We start from the raw sequence: 19,794 nt of genomic DNA on the forward strand, positions 1-19,794 counted from the left end.
GGTCCCAGTCTCCAGGTGTCCACGATCAAGGGGAAGCTTCACCTGCCCGTAGGCCGCATCCGCGGTCACCCAGGCAATCGGCAGAGCAGAGTCCAGCGCCCGCTGAACCATGACGCGTGCCAGGTCCGGCTTGGTAGCGAAGGACTTCTCCTCGGGGATCCGGGCCGCGCGGCACCGATCGGGATCCTCAGTCCAGGACTTGGGCAGGTAGAGCTCGCGGTCCACCAGCGCCCGGCCCCTGGTAGAAGCGTAGGCAGCGAACACTCCGATCTGGCAGTTCTCCGTACGGCCCGCAGTGCCGGAATATTGCCGCTGCACCCCGGCGGAGACGGTGCCCTTCTTCAGGAAGCCGGTGTCGTCGACGATCAGCACGCCGTTTGGCTGCCCGAGCCGCTCGGCCACGTAGTCCTGCAGGTCGTCGCGGATCTGGTCCGGATCCCACTGGCACCATGACAGCAACCGCTGGAGCCCATACGGCGTGCCGTGGCCTGCGTACTCGGCTATCTGCCAGCTGTTCTTCCTGCCCACCGGGCCCAGCAGGCCGCGCACGTAGTCCCGCATCCGCCGCCGCGGCTCAACGCGGCCGAAGCGCCCGCTCACTCGCTGCAGTAGCGACTCCAACTCGGCATCCCACAGATGTACTTCGACATCGCTGTCCGTCCCCATGCCTGGTTCAACGCACCCCGATCGAGTGAGTCACGAACCACCACCTCCCTGACGGAGCATCAGTTCGCTAGACTCCCAAAAGGGCCTGTGACCAGGACAAATGGAGAAGTGCAACTGGAGTATTAGTTGGTGTCCTGAGCCGGCCCGGACGCCCGAGAGTCGGAGGGGTCCGGGGCGGCTCGCAGACGTTCGAAGACGAGGTCGAAGGTGAATCCCGCGGTGAACCCGATTGTGATCACGAAGAACAGCAGCCTCCGTACGTCGAGTTCGTCCAGCATCGCGGGTACGGCCAGTAACTGAGCGGCGACGTAGGTGAGGACGGCCACCATGCCCGCGCCCAGGCCGCGAACGCAGGACGTGGGCCAACTCGGCGTGGGTTCGAAGGAGTTGCGGATGATCGCGCCGGACATCGCGGCGAGCAGGGGAGCGCCCAGGAGCAGTGCGAGGCCGCGTGCGTCTGCCGGGCGGGGTTCCCCGGACACGATGATGCCGAGCAGGGACAGGACGGTCAGCAGGGCCGCGACGGCGAGGCCCGTGGCGGACCGGCGGGCGCTGCGCCGTGCCTTTTGTTCGGCCGCGACCCGGAACGTCTCCCTGCGGTGCCGCTGGGCCTGCAGGCAGGCGGCCAGCCGTTGCCCCGAGTCCGGTGCCCAGTCCCCGCCCAGCACGGCCATGTCCTCGTCGAGCGCGTCGTTGCGCACCTTGTCGAGGTTCACCCAGACCAGGCCGGCTCCGCCGCCGAAGGCGGCCACCGGCAGTAGCGGGACGCGCTGCGACATGGCCACCACGCCTGCGACCCGCGTGGACTGCCCGCCTCCGATCAGTACGGCGCCGTCGCAGCCCACGATCGTCCGGTAGAAGGACACCTCCCACTCGCTGCTGGAGTCGCGCACCACCTCTATACGCATGCCGCCACCCGGAGGCAATCGGAAGTCGGCCTCCCGATGACGGGGGAGGTGGACGTATACGGTGCTCGGCTGGGCTTCGTCCGTCCCGTCGGCGTACCCCTCGACCACGTAACTCTCGACGTACTGGGGCTTGCTGGAGAAGACCGCGAGGTCGAAGCCGGCGAGAGCCAGCTCGCGGCCCAGTTCCCGGCACGCCGACGGGGCCAGGTGTGCGTTTCTGAGCGGGGGGTTGAACTCCCGGTCAGGGTCGACGCTGCCGATCACGGCGACAACAGGGCGCTCACGCCGGTGCGGGGTCGTCACCGGAGCAGCGTAGTTGGCAACTGCCATATAAGTAGGGCTTTTCAGCTGAAAGGGCTGCGCGGCCGCGCAGTTTGCCACCACAATTGACGCGGGGCGAGAGCTGACCGCCGGAGACAGGGGCATCGCCGGGCGGGATCCAGGGGGTAAGCGGCACTGAAGGTCTTCATATCCCACGGGTCGGGGATGGACAGAGAGGTCGAGGCGGCACGCAAGTGCATCGTCGCCCATCTGACCGACCGTGGCTACGACGTGTTCACCGACGTGGACAAACTCCGGGTCGGGGATGAATGGCATCCGGTTCTCTTCGAGGAGATGTACCTCTGCGATGCGGCGATCGTGCTCCTCGGGCCGCGGACGATCCGCGAGTCCGACTGGGTGAGGCGCGAGGCAGAAGTGCTGATGAGCCGGCACATCGTGCGCAGCCTACGCACAGTGCTGCCCGTCTTCATCGGTACACAGGATACGAAGGAGGCCCGCCGCAGAGGTTTTGGCCATCTGCTGAACATCCAGGCGGAATTCGGCAGACGCGAAAGCAATCCCATGCCCGAGGGCACGGACGTCACGCAGTTCGCGGAATGGATCACCGCCGAGTTCGCCCCCATTGTCGGCCCTGTCGGCGTCGCCAGCGAGTTCCACCAGTGGGCCAGCCGCATCTCCGGATTCCTCAGAAGCGCCCGGCTTCGGGACTTCGACACGGTTGTCGACGCAGCAACGGCCCTGTGCTGCACAGACGACGAAATCCTGCACGTGCGCGCACGGGTCGGCGCCGAGCTCTTTCTCGCTCACGTCCTGCTGAGGGAAGGGGAGAAAGTACGGGACGGCGAAGCGGACAGCGCGCTACCGGGGGCACTGGCGGCCCTCCGCCCTGGGCTCCTCGGTAACCAACTGACCCAGCTCAAGGATGAGGTCGTGCCGGGCTGGGTGGACCCGGCCGACGCCGAAGTCTTCGCGTCGCCCCCTGTGGACGGCACGGCCAAAGACCGGCCGCTTGTCCTGCTCAGCGCCTACGCCGAGTGGACGGCGGAACAGCACGTGCGCCGTACCGTCTACAACGCGCCGGGCAGCTACCGGCTGAGAGGGCTTCCGGAGAGCCGGCAGATCCGAGCCGACGAGAGCACGGCGGAGGAGGCGCTCATGGCCATGTGCAACGCCGCCTTGAAGACCGTGTTCGGCGTTCCACCGAACATGCCCCTGGCCCCCGGCCATGTGCGGCAGAGGCAGACCGGCGAATACCTGGTCATCGACTCGACGGGGCGGCAACTGCGAGACATAGCGGCGGTGGTGAACCGGATCCACGCAGACTTCCCCTGGGTGACGGTGATCGTCCTCATACCGGACGGAGCTCCGTCCGCAGAGACCCTCCGCGAACTCGGCATCGATCGCGCGGTCCCCGTGACACTGAGCCACGATGTGGAACTCAGGGCCTTCCGCCTCGACCAGATGCTCGGCGACGTCGCCGGGGCCACCGGATGACTGACAGCATTCAGATTAAGAGGACGACAGGATGACCGACGCGACCGGCTCCCAGCTCGACGTACCCGACCGAGGCGATGGTCTGGTCTACGTCATGCCCGACGACCTGGACCTCGCGGTGCGGGTCGCCCTGGCTGCCGGGCGTCCCCTGCTGCTGCGCGGCAAGCCGGGATCGGGCAAGAGTTCGCTCGCCCCCTACGTCGCGCGACAGCGGAACTGGCGCTACTACTCCTTCGTCGTCACCTCACAGACCCGTGCGCGCGACCTCCAGTGGACGTTCGACGGAGTCCGGCGCCTGGCCGACGCCCAGATCAGCCAGGCGTCGTCCGATCCTGGCTATTACGTCGAACCGGGGCCCCTGTGGTGGGCGTTCGCGCCTATGTCGGCCTCCCGGCACATCCAGGCCAATGCGTGGAAGCGGGCTAACGATAACTCCGCACCCGTCTTCGAGCATCCTCTGCAGAAGGCAAACGAGGGCCGCTCCGAGCGGCATTCCGTGGTGCTGATCGACGAGATCGACAAAGCCGACCCGGACGTTCCGAACGGACTCCTGGAACCGCTGTCCTCGCACGGGTTCACGGTCGCCGAGTCCGGGAGCCGGGTGGAGATCGAAGAGACCTCGTCGGCCGAACGCAGCGAACCGTTCCAGCGCAACCTGGTCGTTATCACGACCAACGAGGAACGGGAACTGCCGCAGGCCTTCCTCCGGCGCTGCGTGGTTGCCGAACTCACACCGCCCGACAGCGCCCACGAACTGGTCAGGATCGCGGAGGAACATCTCCGTATCCGGCTAGGCGAGGTCACCGAGGAGGACCGCGCACTGGCCGTGGAACTGGCAGGGGAGCTGCGCGAAGCGCGCGCCTCGGCCCGCACGGAAGGGATCCGCGAGCCCAGCACCGCTGAATACCTGGACGCGTTCTGGGCGTGCCGCGCGCTGAAGATCGGGGTAGATGATCGCCGCTGGAAGGCGGTCCGCGGCCTCACCCTCATCAAGCCGCAACGGCTGAGGGACTGACCGCGCATGGCTGCGCACCAGCCGCCGACCGGCGAGCCCGACCGGCCGCGGGGGGAGATCTGGATCGGCGACGTTGTCCGGGCCGTTGCCGCGCTCAGCGTGGATCCGGCGGACAAGGCGGTGCTGTCCAGGATCGCGAACCTGCTGGGCATGGAGACGGCCGCCCCGGTCCGTCCGCCATCCCGTTCCGGCTCCTCCGAACCGCGGCCGCGTCCGAGGACGGTTCCGTCGGCTCCGCCGTCGTCGCCCACCCCGCCAGCGCAGGAAGACCCGCGCCAGAGGCGCCGCGACGGTCTGGCCGTACCCCTGCTCCAGCCGTTGTCCGCGTGGGACTCTGTACCCCGGGTGTGGAGCGAACCGGCGCTGGCCGGACCGAGTTCGCGGGCCACTGGTGAGAGGCCCGCCCTTCAAGGGCTGCTCCCCCCGCACTCCGAGGCCGCGACGCTGCGGCTCCTTGTGTCCCGGCTCGTCGCCGAAGGCCCCGTCGACATCGAACGCCTGCTGGGCCTGATGGGAACGGCCACCGTCGTCACCGAGCTGCCGCGCCAACCGGTTCGCACAGTCCGCTTCGGCGTCCAGGTCCTCGTGGACCTCGGCGAAGGCATGGAGCCGTTCCTACGCGACGCGATGCGGGTCTTGGAAAGGGCGGCCGCCATCAGCGGGCGCCACGGATGCGACGTACTCTATTTTGCCGACTGCCCCCTCCACCGCTCCGGACCGGGAGCGGCCTGGACCTGGGGTTCCTACCATCCCCCGGCCACCGGGACGCGCGTCTTGGTCCTCAGCGACTTCGGACTGCACCTCGACGCGGCAGGCCGTCTCCCGCCGCGATACGAGGAGGACTGGCGCCATACCGCCGGCCTTATCCGGCACAACGGTTGTTCTCCGGTGGCCCTCGTCCCCGCGCCCCTTGATCGCTGGCCACACTGGCTCACCGACCTTATGCCGGCGCTCTGCTGGGACCGGACCACCACGGCCGCCGTCGCACGGTCGAGGCTGCCATGAACACGCGGCACGGCCGGTTGCCCGGACAGGAGCCTGAACCCTTCCGCGTCGAGGACCTCCCGCAACCCGCACGCAGGCTGGCCGTCGTCCTCAGCACGGCTACGCGCATCGAGCCAGAACTCATGCGCACCGCCCGGCTGGAGCTGCGGCCCACGCTCGACGTGGGTGCCGAGGCGACGCTCTGGTTCGGCGACTGGGCAAGCCGCAGCGGCGCAGACCACATGGCGCTGCACCACGACCTGCTCATCCCGCTGCGCGGGCTGTTGAGCGCAGAGCTCGCTGCCGACCCGGGCAAGGGCGCGGTACGGAGGACCGGCGCAGTGATCAGCCGCGCCCACCGCGGACTGTCACCCGCTCTCGCACTGGAGGAGCAGGTCACCTGGGCCGCCGTGCTGGCCGACGCGGGCCTGGCCACGGACGGCGGCGATGACCCCGATACGGCCATCGACCGCATGCTGGAGCGAGTCCTACGGGCGGCGCTGGAGGAACCGGACCGCCGCGAGGGCCTGCGACGCTGGTTCACCGGAGCCTGGCAGCGCTTTCCCGAGCGGGTGCGGCTCGCGCCCGGAGCGCAGGCCCTGTTCGACGTGCTCGTGCAGGGCGGTGGGCCCGATGCCTCCGCATCAGGACACCCCTCGCCTTTGCGCTTCGAGGGCAGTACCGACATCGTTCTGACTCTGCGTCACGACGGCGCGTACATCACCGCGGGAGACCCCGTGTGGCCCGTGGAGGGCATTCTGGTGCCGGACACCCACCCGCGCGTCCTCGATGTCTCATCCGATCCGGTGAACTGGAGCCGGGCACAGAAACTCCGCGTTCCCCGACACGGCACCGCTGCGGTGGATGTCTCCCACGTGCCGGTCTACGTACGGACCGCCCGTGGCGTCATCTACCAGCTTGGCGCGCCGGACTCCTCAGCGACCGTGCGGTACGGGTTGCCCGGTGCCGTACCGATGCAGGACGACCTCGATGCGGAGGTCGCCGCAGACAACCCCGCTGACGCCCTGGTTGGCAGCGGCCGCCCGCCTCGCATACACGAGGAAGGAACAGAGCACGACTCCGCCGGATCTGCTTCGCCGGAGCAGCCGGAGCAGTTCGACCAGTACGAACCCACACGGAGCGGTGTCTTTCTAAGCCCGCCTTACGGCCAGATCGCAACCCCCCTCCACGGAGGGGTAGCGCGCGACATCCTCATCGAGATCCTGTCGCCCACACGAGACCAGCGTTCACGGGTCCACGTCCTCGCTGGCATCGGCGGCTCCGGGAAGAGCCGGATCGCCCTGGAGGCCGCCCACCGGCTTCGAGAGAGCAGGACGGTGTGGTGGGTCCGGGCAGACCAGATCACAACTGCCATGCGCGAGGTCGCCTACCAGCTGGGCACGCCGCGCAGCCTGTTCGATCAGGCCGTCAGTAATGGGGACGCGCCGCATGACATCGTGTGGAGTGCGCTCGAAGCGGCCCCCGAGCCCTGGCTGCTGGTTTTCGACAACGTGGACCAGCCCAGCCAACTCGGTTACAGGGGGAGGGATGCAGCCGAAGGCACGGGCTGGTTGCGCGAGCCGCGTACCCCACACGGGCTGGTCATCGTGACGAGCAGGAACCAGAGCCGCTGGCCGTCCAACAGCATGGTGCACCTCGTACACTCACTGGATGAGGTCGACGGCGCCGCGATGCTCCTGGAAAGCGCCCCTAGAGCCGGGACCATGGACCAGGCGCGTGAGCTTGCCGTCACACTCGGTTGCTTGCCCTTGGCCCTGCATACTGCCGCCGCCTACCTGAACTCGGTCACCGACACTTCTCTTTCGGGTCCGGCGGTCCATGACTTCGAGACCTACACCCAAGCCATCAGGTCCCGCACTGATGAGGCGCCGGGCATGAGCGACAGAGGACTTCACAGCGTAATGGGCCTCGACGTAACCTCGCGGGTATGCGGCATGTCGCTGGAGCTGCTGACCCGCTCAGGATTGCCTGAGGCCGCCCCGCTGCTCAAGTTGTTCGCCTGCCTCGCGCCCACCCCTATCCCGGTCGACGCGCTGATGAGTAGTGACACCATTGAGCTGTCCCCACTGTTCGCCGGACCGTCGCGATTTTCCAGAGCCAAGCGGAACGCTGCGCTGCGCGGGCTGGCCGACCTGTGCCTTATCGAGGTCGGGGCCGAGCGCCCCGGCGCTGAGCCGGCGGATCCGGCAGTATCCCACCCCGTCCCGCTCCTGCACCTGCACCCCGTGATCCACGGCCTGATGCGTGCTGACGAAGACGTCCGACGTCGGCAGGTCGACTACCAGCGGCTTAACCTCCAACTGCTGGAGGGCATCGCCCAAGAGCTGCCACCCGACATGCCAGCGAACTGGGGCCTATGGGCTACCGTCGCTCCTCACGCCATCGAGGTTCTCCGGGCGGCCCTCCACACAGGCATGTATGCCCCCGATCTTGACGTCGCGCTGTCCGCTCTCGTCCTCGCCCGGCTTACGGCCCGGTATCTCATCGCCGTTGGTGTGCTGCCGACTGCAGCCGCGTTGGTCAACCCGATCATCGCCGGGTGCGAGACTTTCGGCTTCGACGAGGACTCCCCGGACATCCTGCAACTGAAGTTTGAGAGGGGCCGCGTCGCCCTGGAGGCCGGGCAAGCCCTAGACGCGGAGGACGAGTTCGCACGGATCGCGGCCGTACGGGATCAAGTCCTCGGCGCCCACCACCCGGACACCCTGGCCGCTCGCCACGCCCTGGCCAGGAGCGTACTGGAACAGGGCCGGTTCGCCGAGGCCGAATCCCTGCTGCGGGCAATCGTCCAGATCGAGTACGCGGTGCACGGAACGGAACACCCCGACACCCTTGTCACACGTCACTCCCTCGTCCGGGCGACGATGGCGCTGGGCCATGTCAGCGAGGTACTGGACGAGGCGCGCGACCTCCTTGCGGTGAGCCTGCGCCAACTGGGTCATGACAACCCCGAGACCCTGCGCATCCGTCAGACGCTCACACGCATCCTGCTCCAGATGGATCGGACGGACGAGGCGGAACGTGAGATCGACACCGCCCTCTCGAGCAGTCCGGTGGCTCCGGACTCGCCCCTAACCATGGCATTACGGCACACACGCTGCCTGATCCTAGTGACGCGGGGCCGCATCGCGGAGGCCGCCGAAGAGCTCGCCTCGCTTCTGGAGGACCAAATCAGATCGCAAGGTCCCGGGCATCCCGAGACGGAACGCACCCGCGAGATGCTGCAACGCGTAGAGGAGATCCTGTCCACCTGACCCGGACCGATTGCCCGAGCATCCACGGCCTCGAGGCCGGGAGCGGTCCTCTGGGAACAGATAAGGATCCTGACAGCTGACACTCAGCCTTTTCAACCTCGGCTTGAGGCGTTGAGGCGGAGGGTGAGGATCGCTTGGACGAGGCTGGTGACGAACGGCGTCTACGCGGTGAGGTCGAGGAAGTCGGCGACGGGCCGCTTGGAACCCCGATTTTCAAGATCCTCGACAGCGTCAGGCGCTCACCGAGGTTCCCCACCCGCTTGAGGACTTGACCAAGTGAGCCGAGGAGCAGCCCGGTCGTTTTCAAGAGTCGCCATCACCGTGCACGCGGCGGCCGATGCGCCGCCCGGGGTAGGGCAGAGAATCCGGGCCCGTCAAAGACGCCGTATGCCCCGGCTGCCCCGCTGCTCGTCTCCGACTGGGACGCGCGGTGCCACAGGGCGTCATGCACGTACTCCTGTCCCTCTGCAGAAATGGTTCCGCCCTCTCCAGGCGCCGCGTGGCACCTCACCGGCAGATTCCTTGGAAGTGCCATGTCACGTTTGCCGGGCTTCGTGTTTTAGGGGGCAGACGCAGCGCGGCGGGCGCGCTGCCGGCACAGTGGAGTGGGCATGGAACCGGTGACGATTGCGGTCACGGCGGGGGCGGCAACGGCGGGCTATCTGCTGCGTTTCGGCGTCCGGTGGATCAGGACTCGCGCGGACGTACGCCGTGCGGAACTGGACCAGCAGGGCCTGTCGGAGCGGACCCGCTCCTTGCCGCCGGGCAGCCGACTGACCGAGAAGACTGCCGACCGCGAGGTCGAGATCGTGGTCGGCGGCAGCCTCCCGGCCGGCGGGAACCAGGAGGGGTGATCACATGATGGAACCCCCGACGCCAGTCGGGGCCGAAACCCAGCACCCGCCGGTGCTGGGCCTTCCGGCTGTCCAGCGTGACGACTTCGACGCCTTCTACACCCGTGAGGTGCGGGCGGTGTCCGTATTCCTGATGCACCAGGGCGCCACCCCCTACGAAGCCGCCGACGCCGCGCACGAGGCCATCAGCAAACTGCTGCCAGACCAATGGCGCACCGTGGAATACCCCAGGGCCTGGCTTCGGGTGACCGCACAGCGCTACTACTGGCGCCAGAACGACCGGCGTGTATCTCCGACGGACGCGGTACCCGATCGCCCCGGCGGGACCTGCCCGGTGTCCGAAGTGGTGCTCACGGAGACCCAGCGGCGGATCACCGACGCGCTGCATCGGCTCACATCCGCCCAGCGGACCGTCATGGCCTGGCGCCTCGACGGCTTCGACTACAGCGAGATCTCCCGAGCACTCGACATGACACCCGAAGCCGTACGACAGAACATCAGCAGGGCGCGCAAGAACCTGATCTCCATCCTCGACCTCAGCAAGGGGGATGCACATGAATGACCACACGCCCCGCGAGGGCGAAGGCCGCACCGCGGAGGAACTGCTTGACCAAGTCCTGGCCAGCAATCACGTCGAACTCCTGAACACCATGGCTGATGCGCTGGACACCGAGGCTGGTCTCGAGGCGCTGAAGCCGCTGCGTGCCGAGGCGCCGCCGTCCGTGCAGGACACGGCACCACGGCCACGTACCTGCGCGCCCTCTGTTCGCGCCGCGCCGCCGACTACTCGCCTCAGGGAGCGCAGGATCACGGTGCAGCAGGCTGCTACCCAGCCGTTCCTGTCCCTGCGCACCGCCATTGTTGTGCTGGCCGCGCTCGGCATCGGCATGGTCGTTGGCTGCCTCACCGTCCTGACTGGCGCTTCTGTGGAGGTCTCCGTGCTCGCCGGACTGGCCAGCGTCGGCGCCAGCACCCCCGTCCTGAGCAGCCTCATCGAGTGACCGCGGCCCCTGACCGCGGCCCCTGCCGCATGCAACGAGGGGCCCGGCCCGCTGCGAGGCTCCAGGCGCGGGGGATGGACAGTGGGTGCGGGGCAGGCGCACCCGGCACCGGATCTGTTACAGATTCAGAGCCTGAGGCACCGCGGCGCATGTAGTGCAGGGCAGCCAACAGGAACCCACAGACAATGACGGTTGTCCTGTGGATTGCCAAGCCGGCGCCAAGCCCCGAACAGGGCGGCTAGCCCTGGGCGCCCTGTTCGAAGTCCTCGCACTGCGCGAGTTCCGCAACCTGCCTGAGGCCTTCCTCCACCCCGTCCTCGATTTGGTCTGCGGCCATGTGAATCAGGGTCTCCAACTCCTCGAACTCGTCCTCGACGGCGGCGAATTCGGTGAAGATGGCATGCTTGTCGGCTTCGGACACGGCCAGGGCTTCGGCACGGGTACGCCAGCGGACAAGGTCGGCCGGACGGTGGGTGCCGGGTCGGCTCCGGGACTTCTCAAGATCGACGGGACGGTCCCGCGGCAGCTGGGCCAGGCGCAGGGCGTCTCCCGCAGCCAGCCACGGCAGCGCATCAACCGACACCAGGCGCTCATCAACGCTGTCGAGGCGGGCTAGCAGATAGCTGCTGAGCGCGCTGCGCACACCGGCCGGATCCAGATCGAGCTCCGCCCGCAGCTGCGCAGCGACGGTCTTGGGCAGGTGCCCTGCCAGCGGCGTCGGTTTCGTGGGCGGCTGAGGGCTCTGGCCAGTTCACGACCTGCAGCTGCGGCAAGCCGAGCCGCGGTGCCAGCTCGATATTGGCCTCTTCTTCCCAGGTGGTGGCCCAGACCAGGTCGCACGGCAGCGCCGCGAGCCGCGGCCCGATCTGCGGGTCGAGCCGCGCCAGATGCGAGTTCGATGCGGTGCCCGCCAGATCGCGCTGCGGGCCGTCACCGAACGGCAGGAGCGGCCCGCCGACGTCCAGGAAGAGCAGTGGACGGCTCCCGTGCCTGGTCATGCTGCGCTCACCTTGGGACGCTCGACGAGGTAGCCGTTGTGGAATGTGGCGCCGTTGCGGACGAGGGCGACGAGATGGGGTGCGGTGATCGCGCGCCAGCGGGCCTGGGCGGACTCGGCGAGCTTGAACACCATGGCCAGGGCCGCTGCGGGGCTGCCAGCTCCGCGGGTGACCCGGGTCCTCAACTTGACGGTGCTGAAGGTGGATTCGATCGGGTTCGTCGTCCTGAGGTGGACCCAGTGTTCGGCGGGGAAGTCGTAGAACGCCAGGAGTTCATCAGTTTCGTCGGTGACCTTCTTCACCGCCTTGGGCCACTTCGCGCCGTAAGCGCGATCGAAGTCCTTGACGGCCTTCTCTGCGTGGTCACGGTCTTCGGCGTTGTAGATCTCCTGCAATGCCTTCTTCGCTCCGGGCTGGGCCGACTTCGGCAGGGCGTTGACCACGTTCCGGGTTTTATGAAGCCGTAAAGAATCAAGGTGCTGCTTTATATGGGTGGGCTCGTTGTCAGGGTATGGCGGTTTCGGAGGAGCTCTGTTCCCAACTCCAGTGCAGGTTCGCGGTGTTGTTGCCGCATCTGAACGAGCGGCAGCGACGTCTGGCCCTGGCCACCGAGGCCCGGCTGATCGGACACGGCGGCATACGGGCGGTGGCGCGGATCGCGCAGGTCAGCGAGACGACCGTGCGACGTGGCGTGTGGGAGCTGGAAGCGGGGGTCGGGCCGCTGCCGGGCAGCCGGGTGCGGGCACCAGGCGGAGGCCGCAAGCGGGCGGACGAGAACGACCCTGCTCTGCTCACGGCGTTGTTGGGGTTGGTCGAGCCGGACGAGCGGGGTGATCCGCAGTCGCCGCTGCGGTGGACGACGAAGTCGCTGCGGAACCTGGCCGAGGAGCTGACCCGGCAGGGGCACCCGGTGTCCGCGCCCACGGTTGGCCGGCTGCTGCGACAGGAGGGGTTCAGTCTGCAGGCGAACGTCAAGACCCTCGAAGGTGCACAGCACCCCGACCGGGATGCCCAGTTCCGCTACATCAACGAGCAGGTCAAGCAGCACCAGGCCGTCGGCGAGCCGGTGATCAGCGTGGATACGAAGAAGCGGGAGCAGATCGGACGCCTACCGATGGCCGGCCGCGAGTGGCGCCCCACGGGCGAGCCGGTCGAGGTGGAGGACCATCACTTCTTCTTCAGCGGCCCGCACGTTCAGCAGGCGATCCCGTACGGGATCTACGACATCGCCCGCAACACCGGCTGGGTCAACGTCGGTGTCGACCACGACACGTCGGTCTTCGCGGTCGAGTCGATCCGCCGCTGGTGGCGCTGTCGCGGCAGCCTTGACTACCCGAGAGCGTCACGGCTGCTGATCACCTCGGACGCGGGCGGCTCCAACGGCTACCGCTACCGGGTCTGGAAGAGCGAACTGGCCGCCCTGGCCGCAGAAACCGGGCTGGCGATCACGGTGTGTCACTTTCCTCCAGGCACAAGCAAATGGAACAAAATCGAGCACCGGCTGTTCTCCCACATCACCCACAACTGGCGCGGCAGGCCGCTGACCAGACACGACGTCGTTATCAAGACGATCGCCGCCACCCGCACCCGAGCTGGCCTGCACGTCGAAGCCCAGCTGGATCCCGGTGACTACCCCACCGGCATCGCGATCAGCAAGGACCGCTTTGCCGCGCTGCCGCTGGTCCGGCACGAGGTTCACAGCCAGTGGAACTACACCCTGCTGCCCGAGTCCTCCGCGCCGCAGGCCCTGCCCGCCGGCGAGACGCACGGCGTCGCCGACCGGCGTCGCGAGCTTCTAGTCCGCCTGGCCGACCCGCGGCTGACCGGGCTGAGCAGTATGGAACTCGCTGATTTGCGCGCCGAGTTGGCCCCGCACCAGGCCGCCCGGTCCCAGGAACGCTACAGCGAGCAACGTGGCGGACGCGCCCGGCGCGCAACCGGCAATCAGCGGGGCCAAGCCGCTGTTCGACGACGGCGCTCGGGTGATGCTCACTCTTCTCTATCAGCGGCAAGTGTGCTCGATGAAGCTGCTGGGCGACATGCTGGAGGTGACCCCCACCTGCATCGGTCACCTCGTCGCCGAGACCCGCCGGGTCCTGGAGGACCACGGCCACCGGCCCGGTTACGCCTCCAGTCGGTTCACCACGGCGGACGCGCTGATGACCTTCCTCGACACCGACCAGACCCCGCCCCGCACCCGGATCATGGACAGCCTGTCCCATCCACGGCTTACCGGCATGTCCCGCGCGGAGCTGGATGAGCTCACTCGCCGCCTCGCCCCACGCCAGGTTGCCCAGGTCGAACGGGCCTCCTACCAGCGCCGGGGTGCCGATCGCCAGCCGGGCAGCCGCGGCGGCGTCTTCCCTCAGAAGCTCGGTGACAGAGAGCGCGTCGTGGTCGCCGTCCTCTACCTCCGGAAACTGTGCACCCTGGACGTCCTTGCCGACGCGCTGGGGGACGTGAGCAGGTCCTCGATCGGGAACTTCGTTCGCGAGATCCGGCCCCTGCTTGCGGACAGCGGACTCCTCCCACCCCCGGCCATCACCCGCTACCGCAATGCCCCCGACCTCCTCGCCGCCGCGAACGAAGAAGCCGACACACCGACAAGTTGATTGTTTACGGCTTCTATGGACCCAGCACCTTTGGTGCCTGGCCTGCGGAAACACCTCCAGCATCAACTGCTGCAGTTCCTCGCCGCGCGCGGGGACAGCGATGCCGCTCGCCGTCCTGTCTCCGAGGCGCTGCGGGCGCTGCAGGCCGTCCCAGGTGCGGCCGGGCCCGTTCGGCGACGCCGGCCGCGCAGCGGAGGAGGAGCCGCTGGGGGCGGGAGCGGAGGCTGATGTGGGGCACGTCGCTGCGGCTGTGTGACGGGCGCAGGTGACGAAGGTGGCCGCGCGCATGGATGGGGAAGCGGTACCAGCTGGCCGGGAAACCAATCGGCGCCATCGCGGACACGGTCCGGGGCCGGTTGTCAGTGGCGGGTGGTACACCTGGACGTCACGGTGAAGTCGTGTGCTTTTCCGGCTTGTTGATCACAATGGCGTGAAGAGGTAGGACATGGTCGAGGCGGAACTTCCCGAGCAGGGCGTGGTGTTCTGGCCGGTCGGCACCGGCGACTCCACCACCATCGTGCTGGGCGACGGCCTGGTCATGCAGATCGACCTACGCGACATGAAGGCCGCCGACGAAGACGACGCGGTGGTGGCCGCGGTCATCGACCGGCTGGCCGAGACCCTGCCCAAGCAGCCCGACGGGGAGGCGCCCTACCTGGCCCTGTTCGCGCTCACCCACGCGGACAAGGACCACTGCTGCGGCTTCGGTGACCTGCTCGACAGCCCGATCCACATCGGTGAGATCTGGGCGACGCCCCGGCTGTGGCGCGAACGCGACGAGGACACCCCGATGTGCGAGGACGCCCAGCTCTTCCACGACGAAGTCGAACGCCGCGTGAAGGCCACCATCGAGGCCGTCAAGGCCGGCAAGGAGCCGGACAGCGGCGACAAGGTCCGCATCATCGGCTACGACGACGACCGCGACCAGCACTCCTACGCCGCACTTCCCGACGCGTACTTCACCACCCCCGGCAATCCGATCAGCGCCATCGACGGCAACGACGTCTCCGGCCGGTTCGAGGCCTTCGTCCACGCCCCGTTCCGCGGCGACTGCGCAGGCGAGCGCAACGACACCTCGCTCGCCCTGCAGGTGAAGCTGACCTCCGAGGACGGTACGGAGGGTCGCATCCTGCTTCTGGGCGACCTCGCCTACCCGACCATCAAGAAGATCCTCGACTACAGCGAATCCCACGACCGCACCGAGCGCGTCGAGTGGGACATCCTGCTCTCCCCGCACCACTGCTCGAAGAAGGTCATGTACGCGCCTGGCGAGGACGGAGCCGAGGAGCTCAAGCAGGACATCCTCGATCAGCTGAAGGCCCATGCCCGGTCCGACGCCCGCGTAATAGCCAGCTCCCTGCCCTTTAGGCCCAGCGACAAGAGCGGCGACAACCCGCCCCACCTGCTCGCACGCGCCGCCTACGAGACGATCAGCGAACTGCCCGTGCTGTGCACTGGGGAACACCCCAGCGAGGACGACCCCCGCCCGGTGGTCTTCGTCCTCGAACCGGGCCTGGGCCTGGACCTGGTGGCCACCGGCGAACTCGAAGAGAAGTCCGCTGCCCTGGCAGGCCGCTCAGGCACCCTGCTGACCGCACTGGGCCTGACCCACAGCGTCCCTCTGGAGGCTGCCCCCGACGTTCCGCAGCAGCGCGGTATCGAAGCGGGCCGCGAAGCGGTGCGCCAGGCCCGCGGCGACGAGGCCGTCCCCGCCACCTCTGTCGGATTCGGTGACGTGTGAGCGAGTCCCTCCTGCCCACAGCAACTCCCGGCCAGCAGCTGGCCGTCACTCACCTTGAGCGGATCGCCGCCACCAACCGCGCCCTCGAGCTGGGCCGCATCACCACCGCCGATGAGGCCGGCGGGTACCCCGGCTGGATCGAGGCCCGCCTCGGGATGGACTGCTCCACCCTGCCCCGCACGCCCGCCGGCCTGCACTTCAAACGGCGGGAGGCGATCACCCTGCTGATCCCGCCCAGGTTTCCGTTCGCCGTGCCCCAGGTGCGCACCGCGCACACCCGCTTCGCGGGCGCCCCACACGTCAACTGGGCCCGTTATCTGTGCATGTACCGCTCACCGGCGACCGAATGGGACCCGGCCGACGGCATGTACGGCTTCATCACCCGCGTCTGGGACTGGTTCCAGGCCGCAGCCGCAGGAGAACTCGACACCCCCGGCGAACCGCTCCACCCGCCCAACGCCCTCACGCACCACGCCGCGGGCCTGCTGGTCGTCCGCCACGATGCCCCCACCGCGTCCGACCTGCCCTGGATCGGTGCGGCACTGTTGCACCGCGTCCGCGACGACCGCCAGGACGTCGTCGGCTGGCTTCCCCTGGGCTCCTGGCCCGCCAGCGCCGACCAGGCCCGACAGACGGCCGCACTGCCGCCGGATGCGGACGTCTTCCTCGCCCCCGCCCTGATCACTACTCGGCAACTGACCTTCGAATACCCCAACACCGCCCGCGAGCTGATCAGACTCCTCGCCGGCCAAGGCATCACGCCCGCCATGATTTTGGGCCTGATCGGTGTGGCCGCCGAACGCAACCGCACCGTCCTGCTGCCCGCCGCCGACCCGGATGACGACACCCCCGTCGCCCCCCTCTACTTCCTGTTCGGCACCCCCTCCCGCGGCATCGCCGGAAGCGACCACCTCCTGCCTCACCTGGTCGCCTGGAGCCTCCCCGACCTGGCCGACATCATGGGGCGCCTGTCCGCAGCCGCCTTCGACGACTACCCGCCGCTGGCCGAACTCGGCAAGAACTTCCTCGAGCAGACCAGCGAGAAATGGCTGGACAGCCTGCCCACCCGCTGGGCCCGCATCCAGGAAGCCCGCCCGGAAGTCACCGTCCGCCGCGACGCCGGCACCCCAGCCGCATGGCTGACCGGCAAACAGATCCTCGTCCTGGGCTCCGGCGCCCTGGGCGCCCCCCTCGCGGAGATGTGCGTACGCGCCGCAGCAGCCCGCGTCACCGTGGCCGACTCCTCACTCGTCCACCCTGGCATCCTCGCCCGCCAGCCCTACACGGACGCCGACATCGGCCTCTCCAAATGCCGCACCCTGGCGGGCCGGCTCTCCGCCATCGCCCCCCACACCACCCGCGTCGAACCCCTGCCCGGCAACATCGTCACCACCCTCGCCGACGCCGACGTGCCCTCCTACGACCTCATCGTCGACGCCACCGCCAACCGCATCGTGCGCGCTCACCTGGAAGCCGCCCGCGCCACCGCCCCCACCGCCTGGCCGCCCCTGGCCACCGTGATGATCGGCCACCAGGCGACCCGCGGCATCGCCGCCCTCTCGCCCACCCACGGCACCGGAGGCGGCACCGACATCCTGCGCCGCACCGGGCTCGCCCTCCGCGCCGACGCCACCGGAGCCCACGCCGACATCCTCGACGACTTCTTCCCCGCCCAGCCGCGCACCGACCTCTTCCAGCCCGAACCCGGGTGCTCCGACGCCACCTTCACCGGCTCCGCCGCCGACGCAACCGGCCTGGCCGGCCAGCTCATGACCGGCATCCTCCACGCCCTGAACACCCCCGAGCCCCAGCAGACCATGGCCGCCCTCACCGTCCGCTCACCCGCCGGCCCCCACGACCCCGTCCTACCCGGCGCCCGCTGGTGGACCTGCCCCAACGACACCGTCCTGACCGAGGAAGGCGGCTACCAGGTCCGCATCAGCACCGCCGCCCTCGCCGAAATGCGTGCCGAAGCCCGCCGCGGCGCCCGCGTCCGCGGCCCCCGGGTGGAAACCGGCGGCATGCTCCTGGGCGCCATCGACGACGCCACCCGCATTCTGTGGATCGACGAAGCCACCGGCCCGCCGCCCGACTCCCTGCTCAGCGAACACCACTTTGAACACGGCACCACCGGCATCCGAGAACACCTCGCAGCCCGCCGCACCGCCACCCAGGCAACCACCCGCTTCCTCGGCATGTGGCACACCCACCCGCACGGCCCGGCCCGCCCCAGCCCCACCGACCTCGCCGCCATGGGCACCCTCACCCTGCCCCTGGAGGACACCCCGCCCCGCGCCCTCGTCCTCATCGCCGGCGGCCCCACCCCCACGTGGAAGGCCTGGCTCGAGGACAACGAACCACCCCACTTCTACGCCCGCCTCGCCGACCGCACCGACACCCCCGCACCCGACCCCACAACGGCCCGTGCATCCACCGGACAGCCGGACATCACCTGGTGGCCCGGCGGCTACGCCACCCAGCCCCACCGCCTGTCCGCCTCACGCTGATCGGACGACGCCCGCCCATGACCCGCACCATTGGCCTCGCCCTGTCCGGCGGAGGCTCCCGCGCCGCCGCCTTCCACCTCGGCTGCCTGCGCGCCCTGCACGACCGTGACCTCCTCACCCAAATCCGCGTCGTCTCCGGGATCTCCGGCGGCTCCCTCCTGGCCGCCCTGTGGGCCTACGGGCCCGCTGACTTCGCGGACTTCGACGCACACACCACCGACCTGCTGCGCACCGGCCTGCAGTGGGACATCATCCGCAAGGCCTTCACCCCCGCCGCCGTGGCCCGCAACCTCACCGCCGCAAGCCGGGCGCGGGCCAACGGATTGTTCTCCCGCACCGTCGTTGCCACACGCACCGCCAACCGCACCGACGCCCTGGCCGCCCTCCTGGCCGAGCGGGCCTTCGGCTCCAAGACCATGGACCAGGTCACCCATCCCGGCCTCGACACCGTCATCTCCGCCACCGACCTGGTCACCACGAACGCTGTCCGCTTCGGCAGCACCCTAAGCAGCTGCTCCCGCTACGGAACCATCACCGAACCCGTCCAGGTCGCCTCTGCGGTGGCCGCCTCCGCGGCATTCCCCGTCCTCCTGCCAGCCATGGAACGCACCTTCACCTTCGAACGCTCCGGCCAACGCCAGCGCCACACCGTCCTGCTGACCGACGGCGGCGTCTTCGACAACCTCGGCCTGTCCGTCCTCGAACCCGGCCGCAACCCCGCCTTCACCCCGCAGGTCTTCGACGTGCCCTACATCATCGCCTGCGACGCCGGACCCGGCGAACTCCCCTCCAAGGCATCGCACTTCGTCGCCGGACGCCTGCGCCGCTCCTTCGAGGTCGTCCACCGCAAGAACCAGGACGGCGGCCGCGCCCGGCTCCACGAGTGGGGTGCTGCCGGACGCATCGACGGATTCACACTCGCCTACCTGGGCATGCAAGATCACCGGCTGCCCGCTCCACCCGCCGACCTCGTCCCGCGGGACAACGTCGCTTCCTACCCGACGAACTTCGCGGCGATCAGCCGCGCCAACTTCATCGCCCTGACCACCCGGGGCGAACAGCTCATGCGCTCCCTGCTCCCGCTCTACCTGCACCAGGACTAACCCGGACGACCTGCGGGACAGGCCTGCACCTTGCTGCCGCACTCGGCCGGCTACGCCTGCCAGTACGCCACCGACTGGGTGGCCGACAAGACCCGCTACCAGCTGGCTGCCGACCCCGCCGCGTTCAGCGAAACGCTGAGCCGCTGCCGAATGAGCCGATCACGGTGACGCTCGCTCGCCAGCAGCCCGCGACGTGGGCGCGGGCCACGCGCAGGCCCCGGCTGGACGGGGGAGGCCAGCCGGGGCGGCAGGTGGTGTCGTGCGGAGGGCGGTCGCCTCTCGGCGGAGGGCTCCATGGGGCTTCAGCCGGACGATCGTCCCCATGGGCTATAGGTGAGGCCCGGGGACACTGTC

At 68.9% G+C, this 19,794-nt stretch carries 13 protein-coding genes and 4 pseudogenes; 12 read left to right on the forward strand and 5 right to left on the reverse strand.

Translation table 11 applies throughout. The features are described from left to right. Positions 1-36 precede the first annotated feature (36 nt). Positions 37-666, reverse strand: a pseudogene (locus ACIBAF_RS43310) (IS701 family transposase); the annotation flags it as partial. Between the two features lie 122 nt (positions 667-788). After that, on the reverse strand, positions 789-1,877 hold the full coding sequence (locus tag ACIBAF_RS43315) for a hypothetical protein (protein WP_399471284.1): 1,089 nt from the start codon (positions 1,875-1,877) through the stop codon (positions 789-791). 165 nt (positions 1,878-2,042) lie between these two features. On the opposite strand from ACIBAF_RS43315, the gene ACIBAF_RS43320 reads away from it, so the two are divergent. From ACIBAF_RS43320 to ACIBAF_RS43350, 7 genes are all read left to right on the forward strand, one after another. Next, on the forward strand, positions 2,043-3,350 hold the full coding sequence (locus ACIBAF_RS43320) for a toll/interleukin-1 receptor domain-containing protein (protein WP_399471325.1): 1,308 nt from the start codon (positions 2,043-2,045) through the stop codon (positions 3,348-3,350). A gap of 94 nt (positions 3,351-3,444) precedes the next feature. Continuing rightward, on the forward strand, positions 3,445-4,365 hold the full coding sequence (locus ACIBAF_RS43325; protein ID WP_399471286.1) for an AAA family ATPase: 921 nt from the start codon (positions 3,445-3,447) through the stop codon (positions 4,363-4,365). Positions 4,366-4,371: 6 nt separating this feature from the next. Continuing rightward, on the forward strand, positions 4,372-5,370 hold the full coding sequence (locus ACIBAF_RS43330; protein WP_399471288.1) for a hypothetical protein: 999 nt from the start codon (positions 4,372-4,374) through the stop codon (positions 5,368-5,370). Then, positions 5,367-8,624: a tetratricopeptide repeat protein gene (locus tag ACIBAF_RS43335; RefSeq protein ID WP_399471290.1), complete on the forward strand. Its 3,258-nt coding sequence runs from the start codon at positions 5,367-5,369 to the stop codon at positions 8,622-8,624. The genes ACIBAF_RS43330 and ACIBAF_RS43335 overlap by 4 nt, the downstream gene beginning before the upstream one ends. A gap of 611 nt (positions 8,625-9,235) precedes the next feature. Beyond that, a complete protein-coding gene (locus ACIBAF_RS43340; RefSeq protein WP_399471292.1) occupies positions 9,236-9,478 on the forward strand; it encodes a hypothetical protein in 243 nt (80 codons plus the stop codon). 4 nt (positions 9,479-9,482) lie between these two features. Continuing rightward, complete coding sequence (locus ACIBAF_RS43345; protein WP_399471294.1) at positions 9,483-10,040, forward strand: RNA polymerase sigma factor; 558 nt, start codon at positions 9,483-9,485, stop codon at positions 10,038-10,040. Then, positions 10,033-10,479: a hypothetical protein gene (locus ACIBAF_RS43350; RefSeq protein ID WP_399471297.1), complete on the forward strand. Its 447-nt coding sequence runs from the start codon at positions 10,033-10,035 to the stop codon at positions 10,477-10,479. The genes ACIBAF_RS43345 and ACIBAF_RS43350 overlap by 8 nt, the downstream gene beginning before the upstream one ends. A 238-nt stretch (positions 10,480-10,717) precedes the next feature. Here ACIBAF_RS43350 and ACIBAF_RS43355 read toward each other — a convergent pair whose 3' ends face one another. The 3 genes and pseudogenes from ACIBAF_RS43355 to ACIBAF_RS43365 all read right to left on the reverse strand — a co-directional run. Then, positions 10,718-11,122 (reverse strand): hypothetical protein, encoded by a 405-nt coding sequence (locus tag ACIBAF_RS43355; RefSeq protein WP_399471299.1) that lies wholly within the window; start codon positions 11,120-11,122, stop codon positions 10,718-10,720. 79 nt (positions 11,123-11,201) lie between these two features. Next, a pseudogene (locus ACIBAF_RS43360) lies at positions 11,202-11,477 on the reverse strand (hypothetical protein); the annotation flags it as partial. Further along, positions 11,474-11,935, reverse strand: a pseudogene (locus tag ACIBAF_RS43365) (transposase); the annotation flags it as partial. The pseudogenes ACIBAF_RS43360 and ACIBAF_RS43365, both read right to left, overlap by 4 nt. A 53-nt stretch (positions 11,936-11,988) precedes the next feature. Between ACIBAF_RS43365 and ACIBAF_RS43370 the strand changes: the two are divergent. The 5 genes and pseudogenes from ACIBAF_RS43370 to ACIBAF_RS43390 all read left to right on the forward strand — a co-directional run. Continuing rightward, positions 11,989-13,666, forward strand: a pseudogene (locus ACIBAF_RS43370) (ISAzo13 family transposase); the annotation flags it as partial. 48 nt (positions 13,667-13,714) lie between these two features. Next, positions 13,715-14,089, forward strand: a complete 375-nt coding sequence (locus tag ACIBAF_RS43375; protein WP_399471327.1) for a hypothetical protein — start codon at positions 13,715-13,717, stop codon at positions 14,087-14,089. A gap of 445 nt (positions 14,090-14,534) precedes the next feature. After that, positions 14,535-15,830: a hypothetical protein gene (locus ACIBAF_RS43380; protein WP_399471301.1), complete on the forward strand. Its 1,296-nt coding sequence runs from the start codon at positions 14,535-14,537 to the stop codon at positions 15,828-15,830. After that, positions 15,827-18,337, forward strand: coding sequence for a ThiF family adenylyltransferase (locus ACIBAF_RS43385; protein WP_399471303.1), 2,511 nt, complete (start codon positions 15,827-15,829; stop codon positions 18,335-18,337). Before ACIBAF_RS43380 ends, ACIBAF_RS43385 begins: the two co-directional genes overlap by 4 nt. Positions 18,338-18,354: 17 nt before the next feature. Next, on the forward strand, positions 18,355-19,440 hold the full coding sequence (locus tag ACIBAF_RS43390; protein ID WP_399471305.1) for a patatin-like phospholipase family protein: 1,086 nt from the start codon (positions 18,355-18,357) through the stop codon (positions 19,438-19,440). The last annotated feature ends 354 nt before the right edge of the window (positions 19,441-19,794 follow it).

This window comes from Streptomyces sp. NPDC051677, from assembly GCF_044453465.1.
Taxonomy (GTDB): domain Bacteria; phylum Actinomycetota; class Actinomycetes; order Streptomycetales; family Streptomycetaceae; genus Streptomyces.